16 protein-coding genes are annotated in these 23,418 nt (G+C 71.8%); 8 read left to right on the forward strand and 8 right to left on the reverse strand.

Annotation, left to right across the window (positions count from 1 at the left end; all coding sequences use genetic code 11):
* Nucleotides 1-83 precede the first annotated feature (83 nt).
* The 6 genes from ACFZBT_RS21950 to ACFZBT_RS21975 form a co-directional block, all read right to left on the reverse strand.
* The gene (locus tag ACFZBT_RS21950; RefSeq protein WP_391105913.1) at nucleotides 84-2,951 is read right to left on the reverse strand and encodes a glycoside hydrolase family 2 TIM barrel-domain containing protein; all 2,868 of its coding nucleotides are present in this window, start codon (nucleotides 2,949-2,951) and stop codon (nucleotides 84-86) included.
* Nucleotides 2,952-2,963: 12 nt separating this feature from the next.
* Complete coding sequence (locus ACFZBT_RS21955; protein WP_391105915.1) at nucleotides 2,964-3,860, reverse strand: ABC transporter permease subunit; 897 nt, start codon at nucleotides 3,858-3,860, stop codon at nucleotides 2,964-2,966.
* Nucleotides 3,857-4,822 carry an ABC transporter permease subunit gene (locus tag ACFZBT_RS21960; RefSeq protein ID WP_391105917.1) on the reverse strand — a complete coding sequence of 322 codons (966 nt, stop codon included), beginning with the start codon at nucleotides 4,820-4,822 and terminating at the stop codon, nucleotides 3,857-3,859. The genes ACFZBT_RS21955 and ACFZBT_RS21960 overlap by 4 nt, the downstream gene beginning before the upstream one ends.
* Nucleotides 4,823-4,842: 20 nt before the next feature.
* Nucleotides 4,843-6,108: an extracellular solute-binding protein gene (locus ACFZBT_RS21965; protein WP_391105919.1), complete on the reverse strand. Its 1,266-nt coding sequence runs from the start codon at nucleotides 6,106-6,108 to the stop codon at nucleotides 4,843-4,845.
* Between the two features lie 221 nt (nucleotides 6,109-6,329).
* Nucleotides 6,330-7,580 (reverse strand): ROK family protein, encoded by a 1,251-nt coding sequence (locus ACFZBT_RS21970; RefSeq protein WP_391105921.1) that lies wholly within the window; start codon nucleotides 7,578-7,580, stop codon nucleotides 6,330-6,332.
* 220 nt (nucleotides 7,581-7,800) lie between these two features.
* Nucleotides 7,801-9,057 (reverse strand): D-arabinono-1,4-lactone oxidase, encoded by a 1,257-nt coding sequence (locus ACFZBT_RS21975; RefSeq protein WP_391105923.1) that lies wholly within the window; start codon nucleotides 9,055-9,057, stop codon nucleotides 7,801-7,803.
* A 171-nt stretch (nucleotides 9,058-9,228) separates the two neighbouring features.
* Here ACFZBT_RS21975 and ACFZBT_RS21980 point away from each other — a divergent pair, with 171 nt between their 5' ends.
* From ACFZBT_RS21980 to ACFZBT_RS22005, 6 genes are all read left to right on the forward strand, one after another.
* Nucleotides 9,229-10,236 carry an NAD(P)-dependent oxidoreductase gene (locus ACFZBT_RS21980; RefSeq protein ID WP_391105925.1) on the forward strand — a complete coding sequence of 336 codons (1,008 nt, stop codon included), beginning with the start codon at nucleotides 9,229-9,231 and terminating at the stop codon, nucleotides 10,234-10,236.
* 752 nt (nucleotides 10,237-10,988) lie between these two features.
* Complete coding sequence (locus ACFZBT_RS21985; RefSeq protein WP_391105927.1) at nucleotides 10,989-12,314, forward strand: radical SAM protein; 1,326 nt, start codon at nucleotides 10,989-10,991, stop codon at nucleotides 12,312-12,314.
* A 233-nt stretch (nucleotides 12,315-12,547) separates the two neighbouring features.
* A complete protein-coding gene (locus ACFZBT_RS21990; protein ID WP_391105929.1) occupies nucleotides 12,548-14,044 on the forward strand; it encodes a cellulose binding domain-containing protein in 1,497 nt (498 codons plus the stop codon).
* Between the two features lie 205 nt (nucleotides 14,045-14,249).
* Nucleotides 14,250-15,356 (forward strand): ribosome small subunit-dependent GTPase A, encoded by a 1,107-nt coding sequence (rsgA, locus tag ACFZBT_RS21995; RefSeq protein ID WP_391105931.1) that lies wholly within the window; start codon nucleotides 14,250-14,252, stop codon nucleotides 15,354-15,356.
* 306 nt (nucleotides 15,357-15,662) lie between these two features.
* Nucleotides 15,663-17,078, forward strand: coding sequence for an AlkA N-terminal domain-containing protein (locus ACFZBT_RS22000; RefSeq protein WP_391105933.1), 1,416 nt, complete (start codon nucleotides 15,663-15,665; stop codon nucleotides 17,076-17,078).
* Nucleotides 17,078-17,563, forward strand: coding sequence for a methylated-DNA--[protein]-cysteine S-methyltransferase (locus tag ACFZBT_RS22005; protein WP_391105935.1), 486 nt, complete (start codon nucleotides 17,078-17,080; stop codon nucleotides 17,561-17,563). The genes ACFZBT_RS22000 and ACFZBT_RS22005 overlap by 1 nt, the downstream gene beginning before the upstream one ends.
* 20 nt (nucleotides 17,564-17,583) lie before the next feature.
* On the opposite strand, the gene ACFZBT_RS22010 is transcribed toward ACFZBT_RS22005, so the two are convergent.
* A complete protein-coding gene (locus ACFZBT_RS22010; RefSeq protein ID WP_391105937.1) occupies nucleotides 17,584-18,066 on the reverse strand; it encodes a DUF456 family protein in 483 nt (160 codons plus the stop codon).
* Nucleotides 18,067-19,197: 1,131 nt separating this feature from the next.
* Here ACFZBT_RS22010 and ACFZBT_RS22015 point away from each other — a divergent pair.
* Both ACFZBT_RS22015 and ACFZBT_RS22020 read left to right on the forward strand, forming a co-directional pair.
* On the forward strand, nucleotides 19,198-20,148 hold the full coding sequence (locus ACFZBT_RS22015) for a protein phosphatase 2C domain-containing protein (RefSeq protein ID WP_391105939.1): 951 nt from the start codon (nucleotides 19,198-19,200) through the stop codon (nucleotides 20,146-20,148).
* Nucleotides 20,149-20,214: 66 nt separating this feature from the next.
* Entirely contained in the window at nucleotides 20,215-21,957 is a 1,743-nt protein-coding gene (locus ACFZBT_RS22020) for a pyruvate dehydrogenase (RefSeq protein ID WP_391105941.1), read from the forward strand.
* Nucleotides 21,958-21,972: 15 nt separating this feature from the next.
* On the opposite strand, the gene ACFZBT_RS22025 is transcribed toward ACFZBT_RS22020, so the two are convergent.
* A complete protein-coding gene (locus tag ACFZBT_RS22025; protein WP_391105943.1) occupies nucleotides 21,973-23,247 on the reverse strand; it encodes a helix-turn-helix domain-containing protein in 1,275 nt (424 codons plus the stop codon).
* Nucleotides 23,248-23,418 lie beyond the last annotated feature (171 nt).

Raw genomic sequence — 23,418 nt, forward strand, 5'->3', positions numbered from 1 at the left:
TCGGCTCTAGGGCCGACCGGCCGCGGATGACATCCCGACCCTGTCGGAATGTCGATCAATCGGTCAATCGATTAACAGGTTTCTTACCTGGTGGTCGAGAACACGAACGAGAACTCCGCCGGCTCCGCCTTCAGGAAGTACCGCGGCAGCGGGCCCGGACCGCACGACTGCGAGCCGATGCCGTGCTGCCCGTGGTCGAGGTTGACCCACACCGTGTCGCCGGCCGTGAGGTCGGTGCGGTGCCGGGCCGCCTCGAGCTGCTCGGTCGTCCAGCGCCGCGCGGTGAACCAGAATTCCGGGTCGCCCTCGATCCGCAGCCCGCCCAGCTCCACCCAGCGGACGTCGGCACGGGCACCGTTCTCCTGCGGACGGACGTACGGCGTCTGCAGCCCGTCCACCGTCGACTGCCAGCGGCCCACCATCGACGCCGTCCTGGTGTCCGGGTACGCCTCGCCCGGACCGCCGCCGAACCACTCCACCCGGTCGGCCTCGGCCAGCCCGAAGCGGACACCGAGCCGGGGCAGCGGCACCGTCCAGTCGCCCTCCGGGGTCACGGACACGGTCAGCCGCAGCCGTTCGCCGTCGGACGTCCAGCGGTACACCGTGTCCAGGCCGACCTCGCGGGCCGCGGGCGCCACCCGGGTCCGGACCGTCAGCGCGTCGTCGCCGGCCTCGACCGAGACCAGGCGGTGCCGCATCCGGTGCAGGCCGAGCGTGCGCCACAGCATCCCGTAGCGGGTGTCGGTCTGCCATTCCGCGCCGTCGTCGTTGTCGGTCGGCGCCCGCCACACGTCCAGCTTGGGCGCCGCGCCGACCGTCACCCCGCCGATCGAGCGCAGGGCGCCGGTGCGGGGGTCGAACTCGGCCGGACCGAGGGTGATCCGGTCCGGGCCGGCCACGGGCCGGTCGCTCGCCGGGAAGGACGGCAGCGGCCGTGCCCCGACGGCGAACTGCCCCCAGGCCACGACATGGTCCTTCGGACCCCAGACCGTGTCCTCGGCGAGCAGCGCCCGCACCGTCCACTGGCGTTCGCCGCCCCGGCCGTCCGCGGGCGGCTCGGGCAGCTTCACCTCGGCCGACTCGCCCGGTACGAGCACCGGCACCGCCAGCGGCCCCGACTCGACGGTCTCGCCGTCCACCTGGCACGACCACTCGAAGGCCAGCGCGGACAGGTCGGCGAAGTCCTGCTTGTTGGTGATCCGCACGGTGCCGCTCGTGCCGTCGCCCTCGATACGGACCGGCTCGATGACCTTCTTGTACTCGATCAGGCCGGGCGACGGCGTCCGGTCCGGGAAGACCAGCCCGTCGCAGACGAAGTTGCCGTCGTGCAGTTCCTCGCCGAAGTCACCGCCGTACGCGTAACCCAGCTCGGCGTGCCTGACGCCGTGGTCGATCCACTCCCAGATGAACCCGCCCTGGAGCCGCTCGTGCTTCTCGAACAGCTCCTGGTAGTCGGCGAGCCCGCCCGGGCCGTTGCCCATCGCGTGCCCGTACTCGCACTGGATGAAGGGAAGCTCCCGGCGCTTGCCGGTCCCGCCGTCGAGCCGCTGCCCGATCTTGTCGACCTCGTCGTGGAAGGCGTACATTCGCGAGTACACGTCCGTGTCGCGGCAGTTCCAGTCACCCTCGTAGTGCACGAGGCGCTCGGGGTCGCGGTCGTGGATCCACTCGGCCATCGCGGTGAGCCCGCGGCCGGTGCCGGCCTCGTTGCCCAGCGACCAGAACACCACCGACGGGTGGTTCTTGTCCCGCTCGACCATCCGCTCCGCGCGGTCCAGCAGGGCCGGGGTCCAGCGGTCGTCGTCGACCGGGTTGTCCCGCCAGTCCTGCTCGACGAAGCCGTGGGTCTCCAGGTCGCACTCGTCGATGACCCACAGGCCGTACTCGTCGCACAGGTCCAGGAAGGCCGGGTGCGGCGGGTAGTGCGAGGTGCGCACGGCGTTGAGGTTGTGCCGCTTCATCAGCAGCACGTCCTCGCGCATGGTCTCCAGGTCGAGGGCACGGCCCTGCTCCGGGTGCCACTCGTGCCGGTTGACGCCCTTGAAGAGGACGGCCTTCCCGTTGACCTTGATCAGCCCGTCCTCGAGCACGACGGTACGGAAACCGATCCGCAGCGGCACGCGCTCGCCCTCGGTGGCCAGCACACCGTCGTACAGCTTCGGCGTCTCGGCGGTCCACGGCTCGACGGCCACCGTCACCGCCTCGCCGGTCGCGACATCGATGTCCAGGCCCGGGACGGTCACCCGCCCCTCGACGTCGGAGTCGACCCGCAGGGTGCCCTCGCCGGTGGTGTGGTCGTACGACGCGTGCACGAAGAAGTCGCCCACACTGCCCGCCGGTCGGTGCAGCAACGTCACGTCACGGAAGATGCCCGGCAGCCACCACTGGTCCTGGTCCTCCAGGTACGAGCCCGCCGACCACTGGTGCACCCGCACCGCCAGGACGTTGCCGCCCGGCTTCAGCAGATGCCCCACCGCGAACTCGTGCGGCAGCCGGGAGCCCTTGAACTCGCCGAGCTCCGTGCCGTTCAGCCAGAGGCGGGCGCATGACTCGACGCCGTCGAACCGCAGCACCGCCCCGCCGTCCGCCGGCCAGTCCGACGGCAGGTCGAAGACCCGCAGATGGTCACCGGTCGGGTTCTCCGTCGGGACGTGCGGCGGGTCCACCGGGAAGGGGTAGAGGTGGTTGGTGTAGATCGGGGACCCGAACGCCCCGTCGCCCTGGAGGACCCAGTGCCCGGGGACCGTGACCTCGGCCCAGCCCTCGGCGTCGTAGCCCTCCTCGGCGAACGAGTCGTCCTCGGCGTCGACGGTGGCCGACAGCCGGAAGCGCCAGCTGCCGTTCAGCGACAGGGACGCGGCGTCCGAGGACGCGTACCAGGCGCGGGGCGCGAGGGCCCCGCTGCCCGGGGAGACGTCCTCGACATAGTCGGCGGTGGTGCGGAAAGACATCGGTCTCCTAGCTCAGCCCTTGATGCCGGTCTGGGCGATCCCCTGCACCAGCCAGCGCTGGAGGAAGAGGAAGACGAACACCAGGGGCAGGATGGATACGGCCGTGGCCATGAAGATCATGTGGAACACGACGGTCTGGTTGGTCATGTAGCTGGACAGCGCGACCTGCACGGTCCACGCCCCCGGATCCTGCCCGATGACCAGGGGCCACAGGAAGGCGTTCCAGCCCGCGATGAAGGTGATGGTCGCCATGGCCGCGAAGAAGTTCAGTGAGTTGGGTACGACGACACGCCAGTAGGCGCCCCAGTAGCCCAGACCGTCCATGCGCGCCGCCTCCTCCAGCTCCTTGGGGAACCCCAGGAAGTACTGCCGGAAGAGGAAGCAGGTGAAACCACTGAACAGGCCCGGGATGATGAGACCCCGGTAGGTGTCCACCCAGCCGAGCGAGGAGACCAGCACGAAGCTCGGTACGAAGGTGACCGCGGTGGGGACCATCAGGGTGCCCAGGACGGCGTAGAAGACCTTGTTGGCGTGCTTGTACGGGATGCGGGCCAGGGCGTAGCCCGCGAGGGAGCACACCAGCAGGACACCGACGGTGTGCAGGGTGGCCACGACCGCCGAGTTCCACAGGGACTGGGCGAAGGGGACCGTCTCGTCGGTGAAGAGCTCGCCGATGTTGCCCCACTGGATGTCCGTGGGGAAGAACTTCCAGTTCTCTCCGGTGATCTCGGCGTCGGTGGAGAGGGCGTTGCGGACGAGGATGTAGAACGGGATCAGAAAGAGGAACGCGGCGACACCCGTGGCGACGTAGAGGCCGGTGGAGCTCATCACTCCGCCGCCGCGCCTGGCCCGGCTGGTCGTGTCCGAATCCGGCGCGGACTTGCGCACCTTGGGCATGGTGGTGGTCACTTGGACTCGTCCCCCCTTCCGAAGCCCATGAGCTTGCCCTGGAGCAGGGTCACGGCGCAGATCAGCACGGTCAGGATCAGCGCGCCCGCGCTGCCGGCGCCGTAGTCCTGGCTCTCGCCCAGGGCCTTGTAGTAGAGCTCCATGAGGGGCGGGCGGCCCCAGGTGGTCTTCGACAGCAGGTTGAAGAACTCGTCGAAGGCCTGGTAGGCGGCGACGAGCAGCAGCAGGATCACCGCGGTGGACGTGGCGCGCAGCTGGGGCAGGGTGATGTGCCAGAAAGTCTGCCAGCCCGGCTTGGCGCCGTCGATGGCGGCGGCCTCGTACAGCTCGTCCGGGATGTTCTGCAGCGCGGCGATGAAAAGGATCATGTAGAAGCCGGACTGCAGCCACAGCCGGGCGGTCACGATGACCAGCCAGTACCAGGGCGGGTTGGGGTCGATCAGCCAGGCGATGTTCTCGATGCCGAACCAGCCGAGGACCGTGTTCATCAGGCCGAAGCGGACCCCGCTGAAGATGGACATCTTCCAGATGAGCGACGCGGCGACATAGCTGACCGCGGTCGGCAGGAAGAAGACCGACCGGAAGAACGCCCGCATGAAGCGCATCCGGTTCACCAGCAGGGCCAGGCTCAGGGAGAGCGCCCAGGTGGTGGGCACGATGAACGCGGCGAAGACGGTGAAGGTGCCGAGCGAGCCGACGAAGTCGTCGTTCGTCAGCATGTACACGTAGTTGTCGAAGCCGACGAACTTGTCGGGGGTGACGGTGAAGCGGGCCTCGAAGAAGCTGAGCCACAGGCTCCAGAGGATCGGCGCGTAGACGAAGATCGCCAGGCCGATCAGGAACGGTCCGGTGAAGAGCCAGAAGTTGACGGTGGGGCTGCCCCGCAGACCCCGCCGCGGCTTGGCCGGGGAGGCCTTGGCCGAGGCGGGGCTCGCGAGGTCGAGCTTGGTGGTCGTCGACATGTCGTGTTCCGTCCCGCGACCTATCCGAACAGCTTCTTGAGCTCGCGGTTGACGGCCGTGTCGCACCTGTCGAGGGCCTTCTCCGGGTCCATGTTCTTGCGGACGCAGTTGGCGAAGACGTCCTCGAAGGCGGTGCGCATGGCCTGGGTCCAGCCGATGTTGTCGAAGTGCCCGAACTCGTTGAAGAGACGGACGCCCTCAGCGGCGTTGCCCGACTTGAGCTTGTCGGCCTCCTTGGCGAGTGAGGTGCGCGGCGGGATGTGGAAGCCGTAGGAGGTGGCCCAGTCCTCCTGGTACTCCTTCTGGTCGATCCACAGCCACTTGACGTACTCCTTGGCCGCGTCGACGTTCTTGCCCTTGGCGTTGACGAACATCGACCAGCCGCCGTTGTAGACCGACGGCTTTCCGGAGTCCGTGACCTTGGGGAAGGGGAAGACTCCCCAGTCGTCGCCGAGAGCGTCCTGGATCGCCGGCATCGCCCACATGCCGCAGAACTGGATGGCGCACAGGCCCTGGTTGAACGAGGAGGGGTCCCAGGACTCGGTCGGAGCGCCGAGGAGGAGGTCGCCGCTGGTGAACAGCTTGCGCATCTTCTTCAGACCCTCGACGACGCCGTCCGTGTGGTAGGCGATCTGGTTCTTCTCGTCGAGGTGCTGGGCGCCGGCCGACCAGATCAACGTGTCGTTGACGCTGTGCAGGTCGTTGCCCATGAACAGGCCCTTGACCTTGCCGGTGGTGAGCTTGGCGGCTGCCTCCATCAGCTCGTCCAGCGTGGTCGGGACCTCGACCTTGGCCTTCTCCAGCATCGACTTGCGGTAGAAGAAGAACTGCGGGTCGTCGATCATGCGGACGCCGTATATCTTCCCGTCGACCGTGTGCGACTTGATGTCGGCCGGGTTGAAGTCGTCCTTGACCGGGTCGATGATGTCGGTCAGGTCCGCCACCTGGCCGCTCTTGACCATCTGGATCTGCGGGTGGAACTCGAAGAGGTCCGGCGCGTTCTTGGTGAGCAGGGCCGAGAAGAGCTTGCTCTCGAAGTCCGCGCTGGTGATCCACTGCGTGGTCACGTTGGCGTCCTTGTACGCCTTCGCGTACTTCTTGATGGCCTGCTCGGTGCCTGCCTCGCCGTACGCGTGGAACATCTGCGTCAGGTTGGTGCCCGACCCGGACCCACCGCCCCGCCCGGTGTTGCTGCCGCACGCGGCGAGTCCGCCCGCGGCGGCCAGGCCCATCGCGGCCCGCAGTACGTTGCGGCGGTCCCAGTTCATGTTGCTCGATGCCGACATGCTGACGTCCTTGTCTCGAGTGCGGCTGCGGCTCTTCGGCTCACTGCCTGATGGCTCACGGGCCCGGGGGCTCGCGCCAGATGGCTCAAAGAGAGGTGCGGTGCGGGACGCTAGAGCTTCGACTAAGGCTTCGGCAAGGGGTTGGACGAAGTCTGTGTGAAGCGTTGTGTCCGGTTCGCGATTTCGAACATGCGGGGGGAGTGGAGGAGTTGCTTCCGCCGCTACGAGGGTGGTGCGGCGGCGGTTCGGCTCCTCACGGGGGCGGCGCGTTTGCCGTTCTTCTGCCCGACGGCCTGGAGCGCGCCCTCCAGCGCGAACGTCGCCGCGCCCAGGCACACCGGGTCGGTGGGGATCGGGGAGAGGACGATCTCGGTGGCGGCCAGCGGCCGCGGCAGCGCGTGCCGTGCCACGGCCTCGCGCACCTCGTGCAGCAGCGGTTCGCCCAGGGTGCGGGCGACCCAGCTGCTCAGCACGACGATCTCGGGGTTGAACAGGTTCACCAGGTCCGCGACGCCGGCGCCCAGATAGCGGGCGGTCTCATGGACGGCCCGGCGTGCCACCGGGTCGTCCGCGGCGATCCCGCGGGCCAGCGCGTCGATGGTCGCCGTCTGGTCGTCCGCGTGCAGCAGCGAGCTGTCGGGGCCGACCTCCCGCAGGTTCAGCATGATGCCGCGCGCGCCGACGTACGTCTCCACACAGCCGTGGTTGCCGCAGCGGCACAGCCGCCCGTCCAGCACCATCGTGGTGTGGCCCCACTCGCCGGCGCTGTTGCTCACGCCGCGGTGCAGCCCGCCGCCCAGGACGAGCCCGGCGCCCACGCCGGTCCCGAGGTTGACCACCACGGCGTCCCCGGCCCCGCGCGCGGCCCCGAACCACAGCTCGGCGACCGCGCTGGCGCGCAGCGGGTTGTCCAGGTAGAGCGGGTAGGCGATGTGCTCCGTGAGCAGGTCGAGCAGTGGTACGTCGTGCCAGTCCCAGTTGGGCGCGTACTCCGAGATGCCGGTGGCGCGGTCCACCTGCCCCGGCACGCTCACCCCGACCCCGAGCACCCGGGCGCCCTCGATGCCGGCCTGGGTGACCACCGAGCCGACGGCGGTGGCCACGTGGCCGACCACCTGCTCGGGCAGGCTCTCACTCGCGCGGACGTCCTCCTCGGCGCGGGCCAGGACGTTCAGCCCCAGGTCGAACAGCTCGACATGGACGTAGGTCTCGGCGATGTCGACGCCGATCAGCGCGCCGCCCGAGGCGTTGACCGCCACCAGGCCCCGGGGCCGGCCGCCGGCCGAGTCCTCGAAGCCGACCTCCGTGATCATGCCGAGGTCGAGCAGTTCGCCCACGAGCGTGGCCACCGTGGCGAGGCTGAGGCCGGTCGCGGCCGCCAGCTCCTGCCTGGAGGTCGGTGACTCCGCGATGATCTGGCGCAGCACCTCGTAGCGGTTCGCGGTGCGGATGTCGCGTGATGTGCGCTTCACCGGAGTGCCCCATTCCTTCCCGGACCGGCCCTGGCCGGGGTCGACGTCGGCACCGGCGCGGCGCAAGGCTATGGGCTGGCGGGACTTTCGACAAGGGGTTTGGAAAGGGGCTTTATAAAGTGCGCTCCTGGTGGGACCGGCGCCGTCCGGCCGTGGCTCGTTCATGATGCCTCAGGGCGCGCAGGCTGGGCGCGTCGGGGGAGCGGTGCCGGACGGCTGCCTAAGCCCTCGCCAGTACATCCCGCACGAAGGCGTTGGCGAACTTCCCCTCCGGGTCCAGCTCCCGCGTCAGCGCGCGGAAGTCGTCCAGCCGCGGATACAGCCCGCCCAGGACGGACGCCGGAACGGTGAACACCTTCCCCCAGTGCGGCCGCGCCCCGAAGGGCTCCAGCGCCTCCTCGACCCGCCGGACCACCGGCAGCACCGCCCGCGTGTCCTCGACCCAGGTGAAGTGCGCCGCCACGGTGTCCCGGCCGTGGGACGGGCTCAGCCACTGGTCGTCGCCGGCGACCGTGCGCACCTCGCAGGTCTGCAGCACCGGCGCGACCGTGTCCCGGATCGCGTCGAGCGCGCGCAGCATCTCCACGGCGTGCCCGCGCGGCAGCAGATACTCCGACTGCAGCTCCGCCCCGCTGCTCGGGACGAACTCCGCCCGGAAGTGCGGCAGTCGCTCGTGCCACGGCCCCGGCACACCGAACTGCTCGGTGCAGTTCACCGCGGGCATGCCCGGCACCGGGTGCATCTTCTCGGTGGCGGGAGCGGCCCAGGGGAAGGCCGGCAGGGCCTGGTCGGTGCGCCGCTTCAGCCACACCTGCCGGAAGCCCGGCGCCCGCCAGTCGGTGAACAGGCTCACGCTGTATCCCGTCGCCATCACCGTCTCGAACGTCCCCGAGTCCAGTCCCTCCAGGGGCAGTTCGGTGAACACGTGCTGCTCGACCTCGAAGGCCGGTTCCAGGTCGAGGGTGAGCGCGGTGACGACACCGAGCGCGCCGAGCGAGGTGACGGCCCCGCCGAACCGCTCCTCGTCCCGTCCTGTCGTCACCGTCGAGCCGTCCGCCGTGACCAGTTCCACCTCGCGCACGACCGTCGAGAGCGGGCCGTTGAGGACGCCCGAGCCATGGGTGCCGGTCGCGACCGATCCGGCCACCGAGATGTGCGGCAGGGACGCCATGTTGTGCAGCGCCAGGCCCTGCCCGTGCAGCCGGCGGGCCAGCTCCGCGTAGCGCACCCCGCCGCCGACGCGGACCGTACGGGCCGCCGTGTCGACGTCCACCTCCGGCGGCAGCCCGGCCAGCGACAGCAGGACGCCCTCGGCGCCCGGCTCGGCGATCTCGTTGAAGGAGTGTCCGCTGCCCAGCACCCGCACCCGGTCGCTGTCCGCGACCAGCGCCCGCAGCGCGGTGAGCGAGCCCGGCCGGTGCAGCTCCTTGGCCGCGTAGGTGATGTTGCCCGCCCAGTTGGTCACGGTCCCGTTCATCCACGTCGTCCTTCCCCGAGGCTGTGGGGACCGGCATGCCCCCGCCGGAACCTACCTCGGCCCGGTGTCCATTGCTCCGGCCGCCCGGCCCGGCCTACCGTGGAGACGTTGTAGAGAGCGTTTTCTACCGCAGCGGTTCCGCCGTTGCCGCCGAGCCGGAAGGTCACCTCCTTGAGCCAGCGCCCCCAGGCACTGTTCGCCATGGCCGCAGAGAACGTGCCGCTGGTCTTCCCGCCCGAGGTGCTGGCGCGGCTGCGGGAGTCCGTGGACATCGATCCCGCCCTCGTGGCACGGGACTTCACCGACCCGCGGGTGCTCGAGGTGCTGGCACGGACCGAGATCCTGGTGACCGGCTGGGGCTGCCCCCGGATCGACGAGACGGTCCTCGACGCGGCTCCCCGGCTGCGTGCCGTACTGCACTCGGGCGGCTCGGTGAAGTCCTTCGCCACCCCCGGGATCTGGCGGCGCGGCATCGCCGTCTCGTCGGCCGCCGTCGCCAACGCGCTGCCGGTCGCCGAGTACACCCTCGCCATGATCCTGCTCGCCGGGAAGGACGTCCTCGCCGCGCGCGACCGGATGCGCACGTCCCGCGCCTCCTCCGGCTGGGGCGTCGTCCCCGGCATCGGAAACTACGGCCGCCGCGTCGGCGTCATCGGCGCCTCCCGTATCGGCCGCCGCGTCCTCGAACTGCTCCGCCTCTTCGATCTGCGGCCCGCCCTCACCGACCCGTACGTCGACGAGGCCGAGGCCGCCGAGCTCGGCGTCCCCCTGCTGTCGCTGGACGACCTGCTGCGCACCTCCGACATCGTCACCGTGCACGCCCCCGAGACACCCGAGACCCGCCATCTGATCGGCCGCCGCGAACTGGCCCTGATGCCCGACGGGGCCGTGCTCGTCAACACCGCGCGCGGCGCGCTGGTCGACCACGACGCCCTCGTGACGGAACTGCGCGCCGAGCGCCTCACCGCCATCCTCGACGTCACCGACCCCGAGCCCCTCCCCGCCGACTCGCCCCTCTACGACCTGCCCGGCGCCTTCGTCACCCCGCACCTCGCGGGTTCCCAGGGCAACGAACTGGCCCGCCTCGGCCGGACGGTGGCGGAGGAGGCGGAACGGCTGCTGGCCGGAGGGAAGCCGGCCTATGGGGTCGATCCGGCGGCGCTGGAGCGTGAGGCCTGAGGGCGGGCTCCGACGGGGCTGGAGCGCGAGGCCTGAGGGCGGGCTCCGACGGGGCCGTTCCTGAGATTCGGGAACATGGGGGACCTTCCTCAGGCGCGGACCGGCCGACACGGTTCGGCCGCCATGCGCCCGCCGGCCTATTTGGTGCGGGCCCGGTGGGGCGGATGGGGTAGGCGGCCCGGCGGGTCGCCGTCGATGGGTCGGCCGGGCGGGCGGTTCCGCTGGTCCGTGACGGCCGCCCGAGGGCGGTCCGGGCGCCGACGCGCGGCTGCCTGCCCCTGCCCCGCCGTCGAGGTCGGCCTGCGTCGTCGTTCGGCTGTTGTGCGCTTGCCCGAGGCGTGGCCGCTGAGGCCTCCGATGGGGTCGGCCGGGGTGCGCGGCCCGGCGGGTCCTCGCCGATGCGGCCACCGGGCGGCCGGGCCCGCCCGCCCCGCCAGGGCCGTCGTCGCGTGGGCATGGCGCCGCTGCCGGTTCGAGGAGGAGTCGTGCGAGGGCGGCGGCGGCACGCCCCGTGCGGGCTGTGCGGCCGCGGTGCCGGTGTCCACACGGGCCGCTCCCTGTCGGTGGGCTGCCCCGCTGCCCCAGGGGGACCCGGCGCCGCCGCCGGGCGGGGCAGGTCCACAGGTCGGAGTGGGTGGCGCGGGCCCGCCGCGTGGGGTAGCGCCCCCGCTCCGAGGGGACCCGGTACCGCTCACGCGCAGCCATGGGCATACCGTGAGGAGTCGTACGTCCGAGCCGGGAGGAGAGACGGGATGAGCAGCGGCAGCCGTACCGCGCTGGTCGAGGATCTGATGGAGCGATTCCCGCATGTCCCGCGGGAGGCCGTCTTCAAGGAGGACCTGCTTCGGGGCGGAGTGGCTTTCGACCCGTCCGCGCTCAGTGACAACGAGGGGGGCGAGGTCAAGCCGAAGTCGTACTTCATCTTCTCCTTCGACCACGGCACCCTGCCCGAGCTGGGCGAGGCCGCGCTGCGCCGCCCGCCCGAGGAGATCATCCTCACCGGCGGCCCGTACGAGCTGCGGCGGACCGTCGTCTCGGTCCGGGTGAACCCCGCCTCGCCGTACCGCGTCGCCGCGAACGAGGACGGCGTGCTCGGCCTCTACCTCGACGGCAAGCGGATCTCCGACGTCGGCGTGCCGCCGATGCCCGAGTACTACCGGCACACCCTCGCCAACGGGAAGTCGGTCATGGAGGTCGCCCCGACCATCCAGTGGGGCTACCTGATCTACCTGACCGCGTTCCGCGTCTGCCAGTACTTCGGCGCCAAGGAGGAGTGCCAGTACTGCGACATCAACCACAACTGGCGCCAGCACAAGGCGGCGGGCCGCCCCTACACCGGCGTGAAGGACGTCGACGAGGTCCTCGAGGCGCTCGAGATCATCGACAAGTACGACACGGCGAAGGTGTCCACCGCGTACACCCTCACCGGTGGCGCGATCACGTCGAAGGTCCAGGGTCTGGACGAGGCGGACTTCTACGGGCGGTACGCCAAGGCCATCGAGGAGCACTTCCCGGGCCGCTGGATCGGCAAGGTCGTCGCCCAGGCGCTGCCCAAGGACGACGTCCAGCGGTTCAAGGACTACGGCGTGCAGATCTACCACCCCAACTACGAGGTGTGGGACGAGTACCTCTTCAAGATGTACTGCCCGGGCAAGGAGCGCTACGTCGGCCGCGACGAGTGGCACAAGCGCATCCTCGACTCGGCGGACATCTTCGGCGCGCGCAACGTCATCCCCAACTTCGTGGCGGGCGTGGAGATGGCCGAGCCCTTCGGGTTCAAGACCGTCGACGAGGCCATCGACTCCACCACCGAGGGTCTGCGCTTCTTCATGTCCCACGGCATCACGCCCCGCTTCACCACCTGGTGCCCGGAGCCCACGACCCCGCTCGGCAAGGCCAACCCGCAGGGTGCGCCCCTGGAGTACCACATCCGTCTGCTCCAGGCGTACCGGCAGACCATGGAGGACTTCGGCCTCTCCTCGCCCCCCGGCTACGGTCCCCCCGGCGCGGGCAACGCGGTCTTCTCGGTCAGCTCCTTCATGGACAGCCTGCCCGCGGACGAGCCGGTGGAGATCTGACAACGGGCTCAACTCCGGCCCTGCCTCGATGGCGACCCGAAGAACTTCGGGTCGCCATCGAGTCGTTTCGGCCTCCCGCGCGTATCTACTTCCGGAGTCGGCTGCGTCAGGATTTGAAAACGTGGCTTGTCAGTTGTGTCGAGAACGTGAAAAACTCCTCCCCTTCCCCGAGGTTCCCCCCAACTCCATTGCCAACATGGTGAGTTGACCTCGCTTGTGGATGCAGGAGACCCATGCCCGACCTGCCGACCCCTCAGGACGCCTCCGAGGCCGCGCTGTTCTCCGAGTGCTGGGACGCGGTCCTCGCCTACGCCGACCTGTGCACGTCCGGCTCCACGGCCGCCGCACAGCTGGGCCGCGAGGCGTTCGCACATGGCATACGTGAGGCACGCGCCGCCGATGCCGGACCGGCCCGCACCTCCGGGCGCCGCCCCGCCCGGCTGCCCCGCATACCCCTGCTGCTGACCGCCGTACGCACCACGGCCGCGGACTGGGAGGACGCGGGGCAGGGCCACAAACTCGACCCCGACCTGCGCCTGTGGCTCAACTCGGACAAGGCCGCCCGCTACACCGGACCGCCGCTGCGGCGCCCGCTCGCCCTGCGCGGACTCCGTGACCTCCAGCAGGCGGACGCGGAACTGCTGTGGCTGGCCGAGGTCGAGGCGCTGCCGCTGTCCCTGGTCGCCCGCCGCCTGGGCCTCGACCCGGCCACCGCCGGCGACGAACTCCAGCAGGTGCGCACCCTGTTCCGGGACCGCTGCCACCGCAACCACCTCGACACCCCGATGGACGCCCGGTGCCGCAGCTACGCCCGGCTGCTGGACGCCGTCACCCGCGCCTCCGCCGCGGACACCCCGGGCGACCTCTCCCGGCACCTCGCCACCTGCGTGGAGTGCGCCGAGGCCGCCGCCTGTCTGCGCCTGCACGGCGGAGGACTGCCCGGGGCGCTGGCCGGCGGGGTGATCGGCTGGGGCGGGCTCGCCTACCTGGAGCGTCGGCGCCGCGCCGCCGAGGTGCGGCTGGGCGCCGGCCGCCCCGGCCGGGCGGAACTGCCGCCCGGAGAGTCGGAGGAGGGCGCGCAGAAGGCGCGCGTCGCCCGCAACGGCCTCCTCGTCGCCGCCGTCCTGGTCTCCGTCCTGGCCCTCGGCGTCTCGATGATGCCCTTCGGCGGCGACGACCTCGGCGCACGCGGCGACGCCGGCCGTCAGCCGGTGGCAGACCCCGACCTGTCCGTGCCGTCCGTCCCCTCCCTGCCTCCCGCGACCTCGAAGCCGGCCGGCAAGGCCACCGAGCACACCGAGAACTGGGGGAAGTCGCAGAAGCCCGGCAAGCCGGAGAGCGGCGACAGCCGGACCGAACCGCAGGGCACCTCCTCTCCCACGGAACGCCCGGAAGACCGCGAGAGCGCGGACCCCGCCTGCCGGGTCGAGTACGACCTGGTCAACCAGTGGCCCGACGGCTTCCAGGCCACCGTCACCGTCACCACCAACGAGCCCCTCGACTCCTGGCGCGTCTCCTGGTCCTTCCGGGACGGCCAGCAGGTCGGCCAGATGTGGGACGCCTCCGTCGCCCAGAACGGCTCCCGCGTCACCGCCACCGCCGCCGACTACAACAAGTCGGTCCAGGCGGGCGACGACCTGGCCTTCGGCTTCCTCGCCTCCTGGCGCGGCAAGAACTCCCCGCCGTACGACTTCGAGCTCAACGGCGAGGACTGCGCGAAAACCGGTTGACGCGACTCCGCCGTGACGGGATACCGTGACGGCGGTTCCACGAGAAGCCGATGAGAACCGAAGAGTCCAAGGACGAGGAGGTGTTGACCGATGGCTGTCACTGCGACGAGCGCTGCCCGCATCCAGTTCATCAAGTCCACCTCCATGGCCACCGGCTGATCCGACCGACCGTCGGGCCGGGGGCCGACCTTGGAAAGGGTCACCCTTGACCTCCAGCTCCGCTTCATCCGTTTCCTCCGCGCTCGCTCCCTACGGTTGGGACGAGGCATGGGCGGCCGAGTTCGCCCCCTACGACACCGAAGGGCTGCTGCCCGGACGCGTGATCCGGGTCGACCGCGGCCAGTGCGATGTCGTCACCGCCGACGGCGTCCTGCGGGCCGACACCGCGTTCGTCACGCCGCACGACCCGATGCGGGTCGTCTGCACCGGCGACTGGGTCGCCGTCGAACCCGGCGGGAACCCCCGCTACGTCCGCGCGTACCTGCCGCGCCGCACCGCGTTCGTCCGCTCCACCTCCTCCAAGCGGTCCGAGGGGCAGATCCTCGCGGCCAACGTCGACCACGCCATCGTCGCCGTGTCCCTCGCCGTCGAACTCGACCTGGGCCGCATCGAACGTTTCCTCGCACTCGCCTGGGAGTCCGGGGCGCAGCCCGTCGTCGTCCTCTCCAAGGCCGACCTCGTGCCGGACGCCGTCACCCTCTCCCACCTCGTCCAGGACGTGGAGAACAGCGCGCCCGGCGTGCCGGTGGTGCCCGTCAGCTCGCTCGACGGGGACGGGCTCGACGTGCTCGCGGCGATCGTCGCCGGTGGTACGTCCGTTTTGCTCGGGCAGTCCGGCGCGGGCAAGTCGACCCTCGCCAACGCACTGCTCGGCGAGGACGTCATGACCGTCCAGGCCACCCGGGACGCCGACGGCAAGGGCCGGCACACCACGACCACCCGCAATCTGCTCGCCCTGCCCGGCGGCGGGGTCCTGATCGACACCCCCGGACTGCGGGGCGTCGGACTCTGGGACGCCGAGACCGGTGTCGGGCAGGTGTTCTCCGAGATCGAGGCACTGGCCGAGCGGTGCCGCTTCCACGACTGCGCCCACGAAGCCGAGCCGGGCTGCGCGGTACTGGCCGCCATCGAGAGCGGTGAGCTGCCGGAGCGGCGGCTGGACAGCTACCGCAAGCTCCTGCGCGAGAACAAGCGCATCGTCGCCAAGACGGACGCCCGGCTCCGGGCGGAGATCCGCAAGGACTGGAAGCGGAAGGGGGCGATCGGACGGGCCGCGATGGAGGCCAAGCGCGGGCCGCACTGGCGCGCGTAGGCGCGCCGCTCGGCCGGATACGATCAGCGGCCGCCCGAGGGGCGGTCGCGGGTTCGTATCAAGTCGCGGGTTCGTATCAAGGGGATGGCGACATGCGCCGGCCGGCGCCGCGCGGGAACAAGTCGATCTGCGTGGTCGCCGGCGGCTGCGGCTCAGCCCTGCGTGATGCGGCCCGGGCGGCGCCGCTCCCGGCCGCCCGGCCGCCCGGCAGACCGGAGCGGCCGCTGCCGACAGCCTGCCCGGTGCCCGAAGCGCCATGTCCGATTTCCGCCAGCGGCAGGCCGGGCGACGGCGGAGACTGGACGTGTGAGAGACCAGCTGACCGACGAAGACACCAGGTACGAGGCGGTACGCAGTCGTGACGCCCGCTTCGACGGCGTGTTCTTCTTCGCCGTCGAGACGACCGGCATCTACTGCCGGCCGAGCTGCCCCGCGGTCACCCCGAAGCGGGCCAACGTACGGTTCTTCGCCACGGCCGCCGCCGCGCAGGGCTCGGGCTTCCGGGCCTGCCGGCGCTGCCGCCCGGACGCCGTGCCCGGCTCCGCCGAGTGGAACGTCCGCGCGGACGTCGTCGGCCGGGCCATGCGGCTGATCACCGACGGCGTGGTCGACCGGGAGGGCGTCGCCGGACTCGCCACCCGGCTCGGCTACAGCGCACGGCAGGTGCAGCGGCAGCTCACCGCGGAACTCGGCGCCGGTCCGGTCGCCCTCGCCCGGGCTCAGCGGGCCCACACCGCGCGCGTGTTGCTCCAGACCACCGGGCTGCCGGTCACCGAGATCGGATTCGCGTCGGGTTTCGCCAGCGTCAGGCAGTTCAACGACACCATCCGGGCCGTCTACGCCTCGACACCGAGCGAGCTGCGCGCCGCCGCCGTCCCCAAGGGCGGCCGGAACCGTCGTACGGCCACCCCGAACGCCGGCATCCCGCTGCGGCTCGCCCACCGCGGCCCCTACCAGGCCGGACCCGTCTTCGACCTGCTGGAACGCGAGGCCGTACCCGGCGTCGAAGAGGTGAGCGGTTCGCCCGGCGCCCGCACCTACCGGCGCACCCTCCGCCTCCCCTACGGCACCGGCATCGTCGCCGTCGACGAGCGCCCCGGCACCACCCGGGCCGGGCTCGGCACCCACCCCGGCGGCTGGCTCGACGCCCGGCTGCACCTCACCGACCCCCGCGACCTGACGACCGCCGTACAACGGCTACGGCGGCTGTTCGACCTCGACGCCGACCCCTACGCCGTCGACGAGCGCCTCGCCGCCGACCCGCGGCTCGCGCCCCTGGTCGCCGCCCGGCCCGGGCTGCGTTCGCCGGGCGCCGCCGACCCGGAGGAACTCGCGGTGCGCGCGCTGACCGGGCGGACGGCGGCGGAACGGCTCGTACGCGGGTACGGCAAGGCGCTCGACGCCCCCTGCGGCAGCCTCACCCACCTTTTCCCCGAGCCGGCCGTCCTCGCCGCGGCCGAGCCCGCCGGCACCCTCGGCGCGCTCACCATCGCCCTCGCCGACCACGCCGTACGCCTCGACCCGGGCGCCGACCGCGACGACGCGCAGGACGCCCTGCGCGCCGTGCCCGGCCTGGACGCCCGTACCATCGCCGAGATCCGCACCCGCGCCCTCGGCGACCCGGACGTGGCCCCGCCCGGCCTCGACGCCCCCGGCAGCTGGCGCCCCTGGCGCTCGTACGCCCTGAACCACCTGCGCGCAGCAGGGGAGTGGGAGTTCTGATGACCACGACGTACTGGACGACAGCGGAAGGTCCGCTCGGGCAGCTGCTCCTGACCGCCGCCCCGACCGGTGAGCTGACCTCGCTGTCCGTCCCCGGGCAGAAGGGCGGACGCGTGGTCCTGGAGGGCTGGCGGCGGGACCCCGGGCCCTTCCGGGAGGCCGAGGAGCAGCTCGCCGCCTACTTCGCCGGGGAGTTGAAGGAGTTCCGGCTGCCGTGGCGCACCGAGGGCACGGCTTTCCGGGAGAAGGTCTGGGCCGCGCTGGACGACATCCCCTACGGCTCGACCGCGACCTACGGCGAGATCGCCGCGCGGATCGGAGCACCCAGGGCGGCCGTACGGGCCGTCGGCGGGGCGATCGGCGCCAATCCGCTGCTGGTGGTCCGGCCGTGCCATCGGGTGATCGGCGCCGACGGCACCCTGACCGGTTACGCGGGCGGGATGGACCGCAAGGTACGGCTGCTCACGCACGAGGGTGTGCTCTAGGCCTGCCCGCCGGGGCGGTGTCAGCCCCAGAAGACCGCGCCGAGCCAGGCCGCCGCGATCAGCTGGCAGGTGAACAGTTCGGCCAGGATGCTGGAGCCGCCCGAGCGCATCACCGTGCGCAGGGCGGCGACCGCGTCGCCGTGGCGGCCCAGGCGGCGGCGTTCGTAGAGGTAGATACCGGCCAGATATCCGGGGATCGCGCCGAGCACGGGGAGCAGGACGAAGCCGAGGGTGGATCCGGCTCCGGCCCAGGTCAGCATGCGGCGGTTGGCGCCGCTCGCCCGGAGTCGCCGGGGCGGCAGGGCCCAGCGCACGCCCTGGGAGACGAACATCAGGACGGTGGCACCCACCAGGACCCACCAGGCGACGGGCTGGGGGTCCTTCAGCGCCCACCACATGACCGCGGCCCACACCAGCAACGACCCGGGCACCGCGGGCAGCAGCACTCCGCACAGACCGAGCAGGATGACCAGCCCGACCAGCAGGAGGTCCCACACTCCCATCTGACCAGCCTGCCGGAATCCACGAGAAGACGCAGGTCAGAAGGCTGGCCGCGGTCAGGACCCGCAGGTCAGCCGCCCTTGGCCCGCCGACTTCCCTTATCGCATGGTCGTTCTAGGGATCACTCGAGCCGTCGTTTCACGGTGCCGTGACGGACCGGTTTTTCCGGAAGCCCCGTTTTCATCCCGCCCGGGCGGTGGACAATCAGGGGCATGAGTCAGCAGGGGGGAAGGCCCACCGGTCAGGACGACGACTGGTGGAGGCACTTGTACGACGACTCCACCGACGACACGGGCCCCACACCCGCCCCGGATTCCCTGGACGACCGCTTCGCCTCGGCGGCGGGGGCGGTAGGGGAACCGGCGGACGAACGGCCCGCCTCCGAGCCGGTGGTCCCGGCACCCCGGGCAGCCGCCGACGAGGCCACGGACCCGCCACGCGCGCCCTGGGAGCCACCGGCTTCCCGGCCCCCGCGCCCCTCGACCTTCCCGACCGCCGCGAAGCCGTCGGGCGGGGCCGCGCAGGCACCGGACCGGCCCCCCACGGGCGGCCCCCGCAGCCCCTCGGAAGGCCCGGTGGATCCCCCCGCGACAACGGCCCCCACGTCGCGGACCCCCCAGACCCCGGCACCGCCCCCTCCACCCCTGCCCACCACCCCACCCTCCTGGCCCAGCCCGGAATTCCGCCCCGCCGAGCCCGCCTTCCCCGCTGGTGAGCCCGGTGGGACCGGGGCTCGGGTGACTGGCCCCGGTGGGACCGCGATTCCGGGGGCCGGCTCCGGTGAGGCGGGGGCTCCGGGGACTGACTCCGGTGGGACCGCGATTCCGGTGGCCGATTCCGGCCGCACCGGGGCCACCGGCGCCCCCGCCACCGGGTCCGGCAGCGCCGCCTTCCCGGCCACCGAGCCCAGCGGGACAGCCCTCCCCGCCCCGGTCGACCCACCGTCCGCGCCACCCCGCTCCGCCGAACATCCGTCGGCGCCACCACGCCCAGCCGACGCACCGCCGGCGCCACCACGCCCAGCCGACCCGGCGCTCGCCCCGCCTCGCCCGGCCGCCCCGCCGCATACACCCTCCGACCGACCCGCCCCCCGGATCGAGCGCCCCGCGCCCTCCCCCCGGCCCCGTGGGTACGTGGGGTCCCGGCCGCCCACCTACGACGCCGAGCCCATCGCGCTGCCGGCGGCGGACCCCGATGATCTCGACGACCTTGTCGCGGACACCGTGCTCGACGGGGCCCGGTACGGGGCCTGTACGTTGCGGGCCGTGTCCGTGCGGGGGGACTCCGCGCGATACCGGGGGGAGCCGCGTCGCGACTCGTTGCTGACCGCGCGCTTCGGCACGGGCGAGCACGCGCTGCTGCTGGTGGCGATGGCGACCGGGGCCCGTGCCACGCCGGGGGCGCACCGGGCCGCTGCCGAGGCCTGTCACTGGATCGGCCGGGCCGTCGGACGCAGCCATGCCCGGCTCGTGGCGGACATAAGGGACGGCCGGCGGGGTGACCTCAAGTCGGGACTGCACCGCCTCACCGACCGCAGTCTCGGCAAACTCCGCGCCAGCGCCGCCGAACAGGGCGTCGACCCCGAGGAGTACGCCGCCGGCCTGCGCTGTCTGCTGCTGTCGGCCGACCCGGAGTGCCGTACGCGCGTCTTCTTCGGTGTCGGACCCGGCGGGCTGTTCCGGCTGCGGGACGGCGAGTGGCAGGACATCGAACCGCAGGTCGCCGAGATCAAGGGCGAGCCCGTGCTGGGGTTCGGGTCGCCGCCGTCCGAGACGCCCGAGGGCGACCGCTTCACCATGGACCTGGGGATTCCGACCCCGCCCAGCCCCTATGAACCGGCCCCGGAGCCGCCCCGCGAACCCTTCCGCTTCCGTACCTCCATCGCCCGCCCGGGTGACACGCTCCTGCTGTGCAGCGGTGGCCTCGCCGACCCGCTGCGCGGCGAACCCGAACTGGGCGACTACCTCGCCGAGCGGTGGTCCCGCCCCGACCCGCCCGGCCTCGCCGCGTTCCTCGCGGACTCCCAGGTGCGGGTCAAGGGGTACGCGGACGACCGTACGGCCGCCGCCGTGTGGGAGGCGTGAGCGAGCGCCCTGTGACTTGATGGAACCCGGAGGGATCCCTGGAGACCGAAGGGGCACACGAGAGCCATGGCCAAACAGAACGTCGCGGAACAGTTCGTCGACATCCTGACCCGAGCCGGAGTCAAACGCCTCTACGGAGTCGTCGGCGACAGCCTGAACCCGGTCGTCGACGCCGTCCGGCGCAACTCCGCCATCGACTGGATCCATGTCCGGCACGAGGAGACCGCCGCCTTCGCCGCGAGCGCCGAGGCCCAGATCACCGGCGGGCTCGCCGCCTGCGCCGGCTCCTGCGGACCGGGCAACCTCCACCTCATCAACGGCCTGTACGACGCCCACCGCTCCATGGCGCCCGTCCTCGCCCTCGCCTCCCAGATCCCCTCCAGCGAGATCGGCCTGGGCTTCTTCCAGGAGACCCACCCCGACCGGCTGTTCGCCGAGTGCAGCCACTACAGCGAGCTGATCTCCAGCCCGAAGCAGATGCCCCGGCTGCTCCAGACCGCCATCCAGAACGCCGTCGGCCGCAGCGGTGTCAGCGTCGTCTCCCTGCCCGGCGACATCGCCGACGAGCCCGCCCCGGACAAGCCCGTCGAGACGGCCCTCGTCACCTCCCGGCCCACGGTCCGCCCGGGGGACGAGGAGATCGACCGGCTCGCCAAGATGATCGACGAGGCGGGCAAGGTCACCCTCTTCTGCGGAGCCGGCACCGCGGGCGCGCACGCCGAGGTCATGGAGTTCGCCGGGAAGGTCAAGTCCCCGGTGGGGCACGCGCTGCGCGGCAAGGAGTGGATCCAGTACGACAACCCCTACGACGTGGGCATGAGCGGGCTCCTCGGCTACGGCGCCGCCTACGAGGCCACCCACGAGTGCGACCTGCTGATCCTGCTCGGCACCGACTTCCCCTACAACGCGTTCCTCCCCGACGACGTGAAGATCGCCCAGGTCGACGTCCGGCCCGAACACCTCGGCCGCCGTTCGAAGCTGGACCTCGCCGTGTGGGGCGACGTCCGGGAGACCCTGCGCTGTCTGATCCCGCGGGTGAAGGAGAAGCAGAACCGCCGCTTCCTCGACCGCATGCTGAAGAAGCACGCCGACGCGCTGGAAGGGGTCGTGAAGGCGTACACCCGCAAGGTCGAGAAGCACACGCCGATCCACCCCGAGTACGTGGCGTCCGTGCTCGACGAAGTGGCCGCCGACGACGCCGTGTTCACCGTCGACACCGGCATGAACAACGTCTGGGCCGCCCGCTACATCTCACCCAACGGCCGCCGCCGCGTCATCGGTTCCTTCTCCCACGGCTCGATGGCCAACGCGCTGCCCATGGCGATCGGCGCGCAGTTCACCGACCGCAAGCGGCAGGTCGTGTCCATGTCCGGCGACGGCGGCTTCTCCATGCTGATGGGCGACTTCCTGACGCTGGTGCAGTACGACCTCCCGGTCAAGGTCGTCCTCTTCAACAACTCCTCCCTCGGCATGGTCGAGTTGGAGATGCTGGTCGCCGGGCTGCCGTCGCACGGCACCGCCAACAAGAACCCCGACTTCGCCGCCGTCGCCCGGGCTTGCGGCGCGTACGGCGTCCGGGTCGAGAAGCCCAAGGAACTCGCCGGTGCCCTCAAGCACGCCTTCAAGCACAAGGGCCCGGCGCTCGTCGACGTCGTCACCGACCCCAACGCGCTGTCCATCCCGCCCAAGATCAAGGCCGAGATGGTCACCGGCTTCGCCCTGTCCGCCTCCAAGATGGTGCTGGACGGCGGGGTCGGCCGGATGCTCCAGATGGCCCGCTCCAACCTGCGCAACGTGCCCCGGCCCTGAGCGGGAGCAGCGCGGTCAGCTGTAAGGGCCCCACCGGCGTGCCGAGGTGTCGTACATGTACCGGGGCAGGCCCTTGATGCCGCTGGTGCGGAACGGGCGGCCGGCGTCGTCGATGCGGACCGTGCCCCTGCGGCCCTGGGAGGACCAGTCCAGCTCCAGGTACCAGCGGCAGTCGCAGGTCACGGTCCGGGCGGTGACCAGCAGCACCTCGGGGTCCTTGGCCGAGACGCGGTACGGCATGCGCACCGCCGGGATCGGCACACCGGTGTCGCTCCCGGCCACCGCGCGGGCGATGGGGCGGTCCTTGTCCAGGTTCACGTCGAAGTAGCGCGGGGTGACCGCACCGCCGCAGCCCTGGTCCATGGCGTAGGCGTTGCCCGGGGCGGGTGCCGTACGCCCCACCACGCGCACCCGCAGCGCGTTCAGCACGACGGCCGTGTCGGTCCGCCCCTGCACCGACAGCTCCACGATCGTCTCGCCGCCGTGCACCGCGCCCTGCGTCGCCGCCCAGGTCCCGGCGTCCTGCGGGGCCGGGGGCGGGGGCACCTGCCGCGGCGGCTTCGCGACGACGTAGTCGTGACCGCAGCCGAGGTTCCAGACCTGGGAGTCGGCGGACCAGGTGAGGGGCAGGGCGGGCTTCTGCCCGCTGGCCGGCGGGGTGGTGCTCGGGCCGGAGGAGGGTGCGGGGGAGGGCTTGTTCTTGGGGGTGGCGGATACCGAAGGCGGCTTGGTGGTGGGGGAGCCGCTCGGGGTGGGCGAGGTGCCGCTGCGGTCCGGTGCCTTCGCCTCCGTCGTGTCGGACGGGGCGGGTCCGGCCGTACGGGCGCGGTCGGCGGCGGGGCGCCGCCCGTCCGGGAGGGCGGACAGACTCCCCAGCGTCGCCAGCAACGCGCAGGCGGCGGCCAGCCCGACCGCGACGCGCCTGCGGCGGTACCAGGGGCGGCGGGGGAGCGGGGCCGGATCCGAGTCGCCCTTCTCCTCCACCGGGGGTGCCTTCTCCTCCACCGGGGGTGCCGTCTCCTCCACCGCGCTCGCCGTACGGGGCCGCCGGCGTGCCGCCACCGCCAGGAGCCAGCGGCGGTGCAGTTCCAGGCGTTCCTCCGGGGTCGCCCCGCAGAGCGCCGCGAAGCGCTCCACGGGGGCGAAGTCGACAGGGACCGCCTCGCCCGCGCAATAGCGGTGCAGGGTCGAGGTGTTCATGGCCAGACGGCGGGCCAGCGAACCGTAACTGCGGTCCGTGCGCTCCTTCAGCGTTCTCAGCAGCGCCGCGAACTCCCCGACGTCGTCCATGTCTTCCCGGTCTTCCTGTGCCGACACGTTTCCCCGCCCTCGTCAGGTCCGACCCCGGCCCGGGACGGCATCCCAGGCATCCCTGTACCTGCACGTCAGACGGGCTGGGATGGTTCCACCCCGGCTGATCGGCCGCGGGCTGTTGCGTCCGCCGGCTGTGACCGCTGATGC

The organism is Streptomyces sp. NPDC008137 (assembly GCF_042957035.1).
Classification (GTDB): Bacteria; Actinomycetota; Actinomycetes; order Streptomycetales; family Streptomycetaceae; genus Streptomyces.

What these genes read in the sequence shown, in the direction of transcription:
- ACFZBT_RS21950 (WP_391105913.1), bottom strand. Translation starts at nt 2,951, where the DNA reads ATGTCTTTCCGCACCACCGCCGACTATGTCGAGGACGTCTCCCCGGGC.
- ACFZBT_RS21960 (WP_391105917.1), bottom strand. Translation starts at nt 4,822, where the DNA reads ATGTCGACGACCACCAAGCTCGACCTCGCGAGCCCCGCCTCGGCCAAG.
- ACFZBT_RS21965 (WP_391105919.1), bottom strand. Translation starts at nt 6,108, where the DNA reads ATGTCGGCATCGAGCAACATGAACTGGGACCGCCGCAACGTACTGCGG.
- ACFZBT_RS21975 (WP_391105923.1), bottom strand. Translation starts at nt 9,057, where the DNA reads ATGAACGGGACCGTGACCAACTGGGCGGGCAACATCACCTACGCGGCC.
- ACFZBT_RS21985 (WP_391105927.1), top strand. Translation starts at nt 10,989, where the DNA reads ATGAGCAGCGGCAGCCGTACCGCGCTGGTCGAGGATCTGATGGAGCGA.
- ACFZBT_RS21990 (WP_391105929.1), top strand. Translation starts at nt 12,548, where the DNA reads ATGCCCGACCTGCCGACCCCTCAGGACGCCTCCGAGGCCGCGCTGTTC.
- ACFZBT_RS22005 (WP_391105935.1), top strand. Translation starts at nt 17,078, where the DNA reads ATGACCACGACGTACTGGACGACAGCGGAAGGTCCGCTCGGGCAGCTG.
- ACFZBT_RS22010 (WP_391105937.1), bottom strand. Translation starts at nt 18,066, where the DNA reads ATGGGAGTGTGGGACCTCCTGCTGGTCGGGCTGGTCATCCTGCTCGGT.
- ACFZBT_RS22020 (WP_391105941.1), top strand. Translation starts at nt 20,215, where the DNA reads ATGGCCAAACAGAACGTCGCGGAACAGTTCGTCGACATCCTGACCCGA.
- ACFZBT_RS22025 (WP_391105943.1), bottom strand. Translation starts at nt 23,247, where the DNA reads ATGGACGACGTCGGGGAGTTCGCGGCGCTGCTGAGAACGCTGAAGGAG.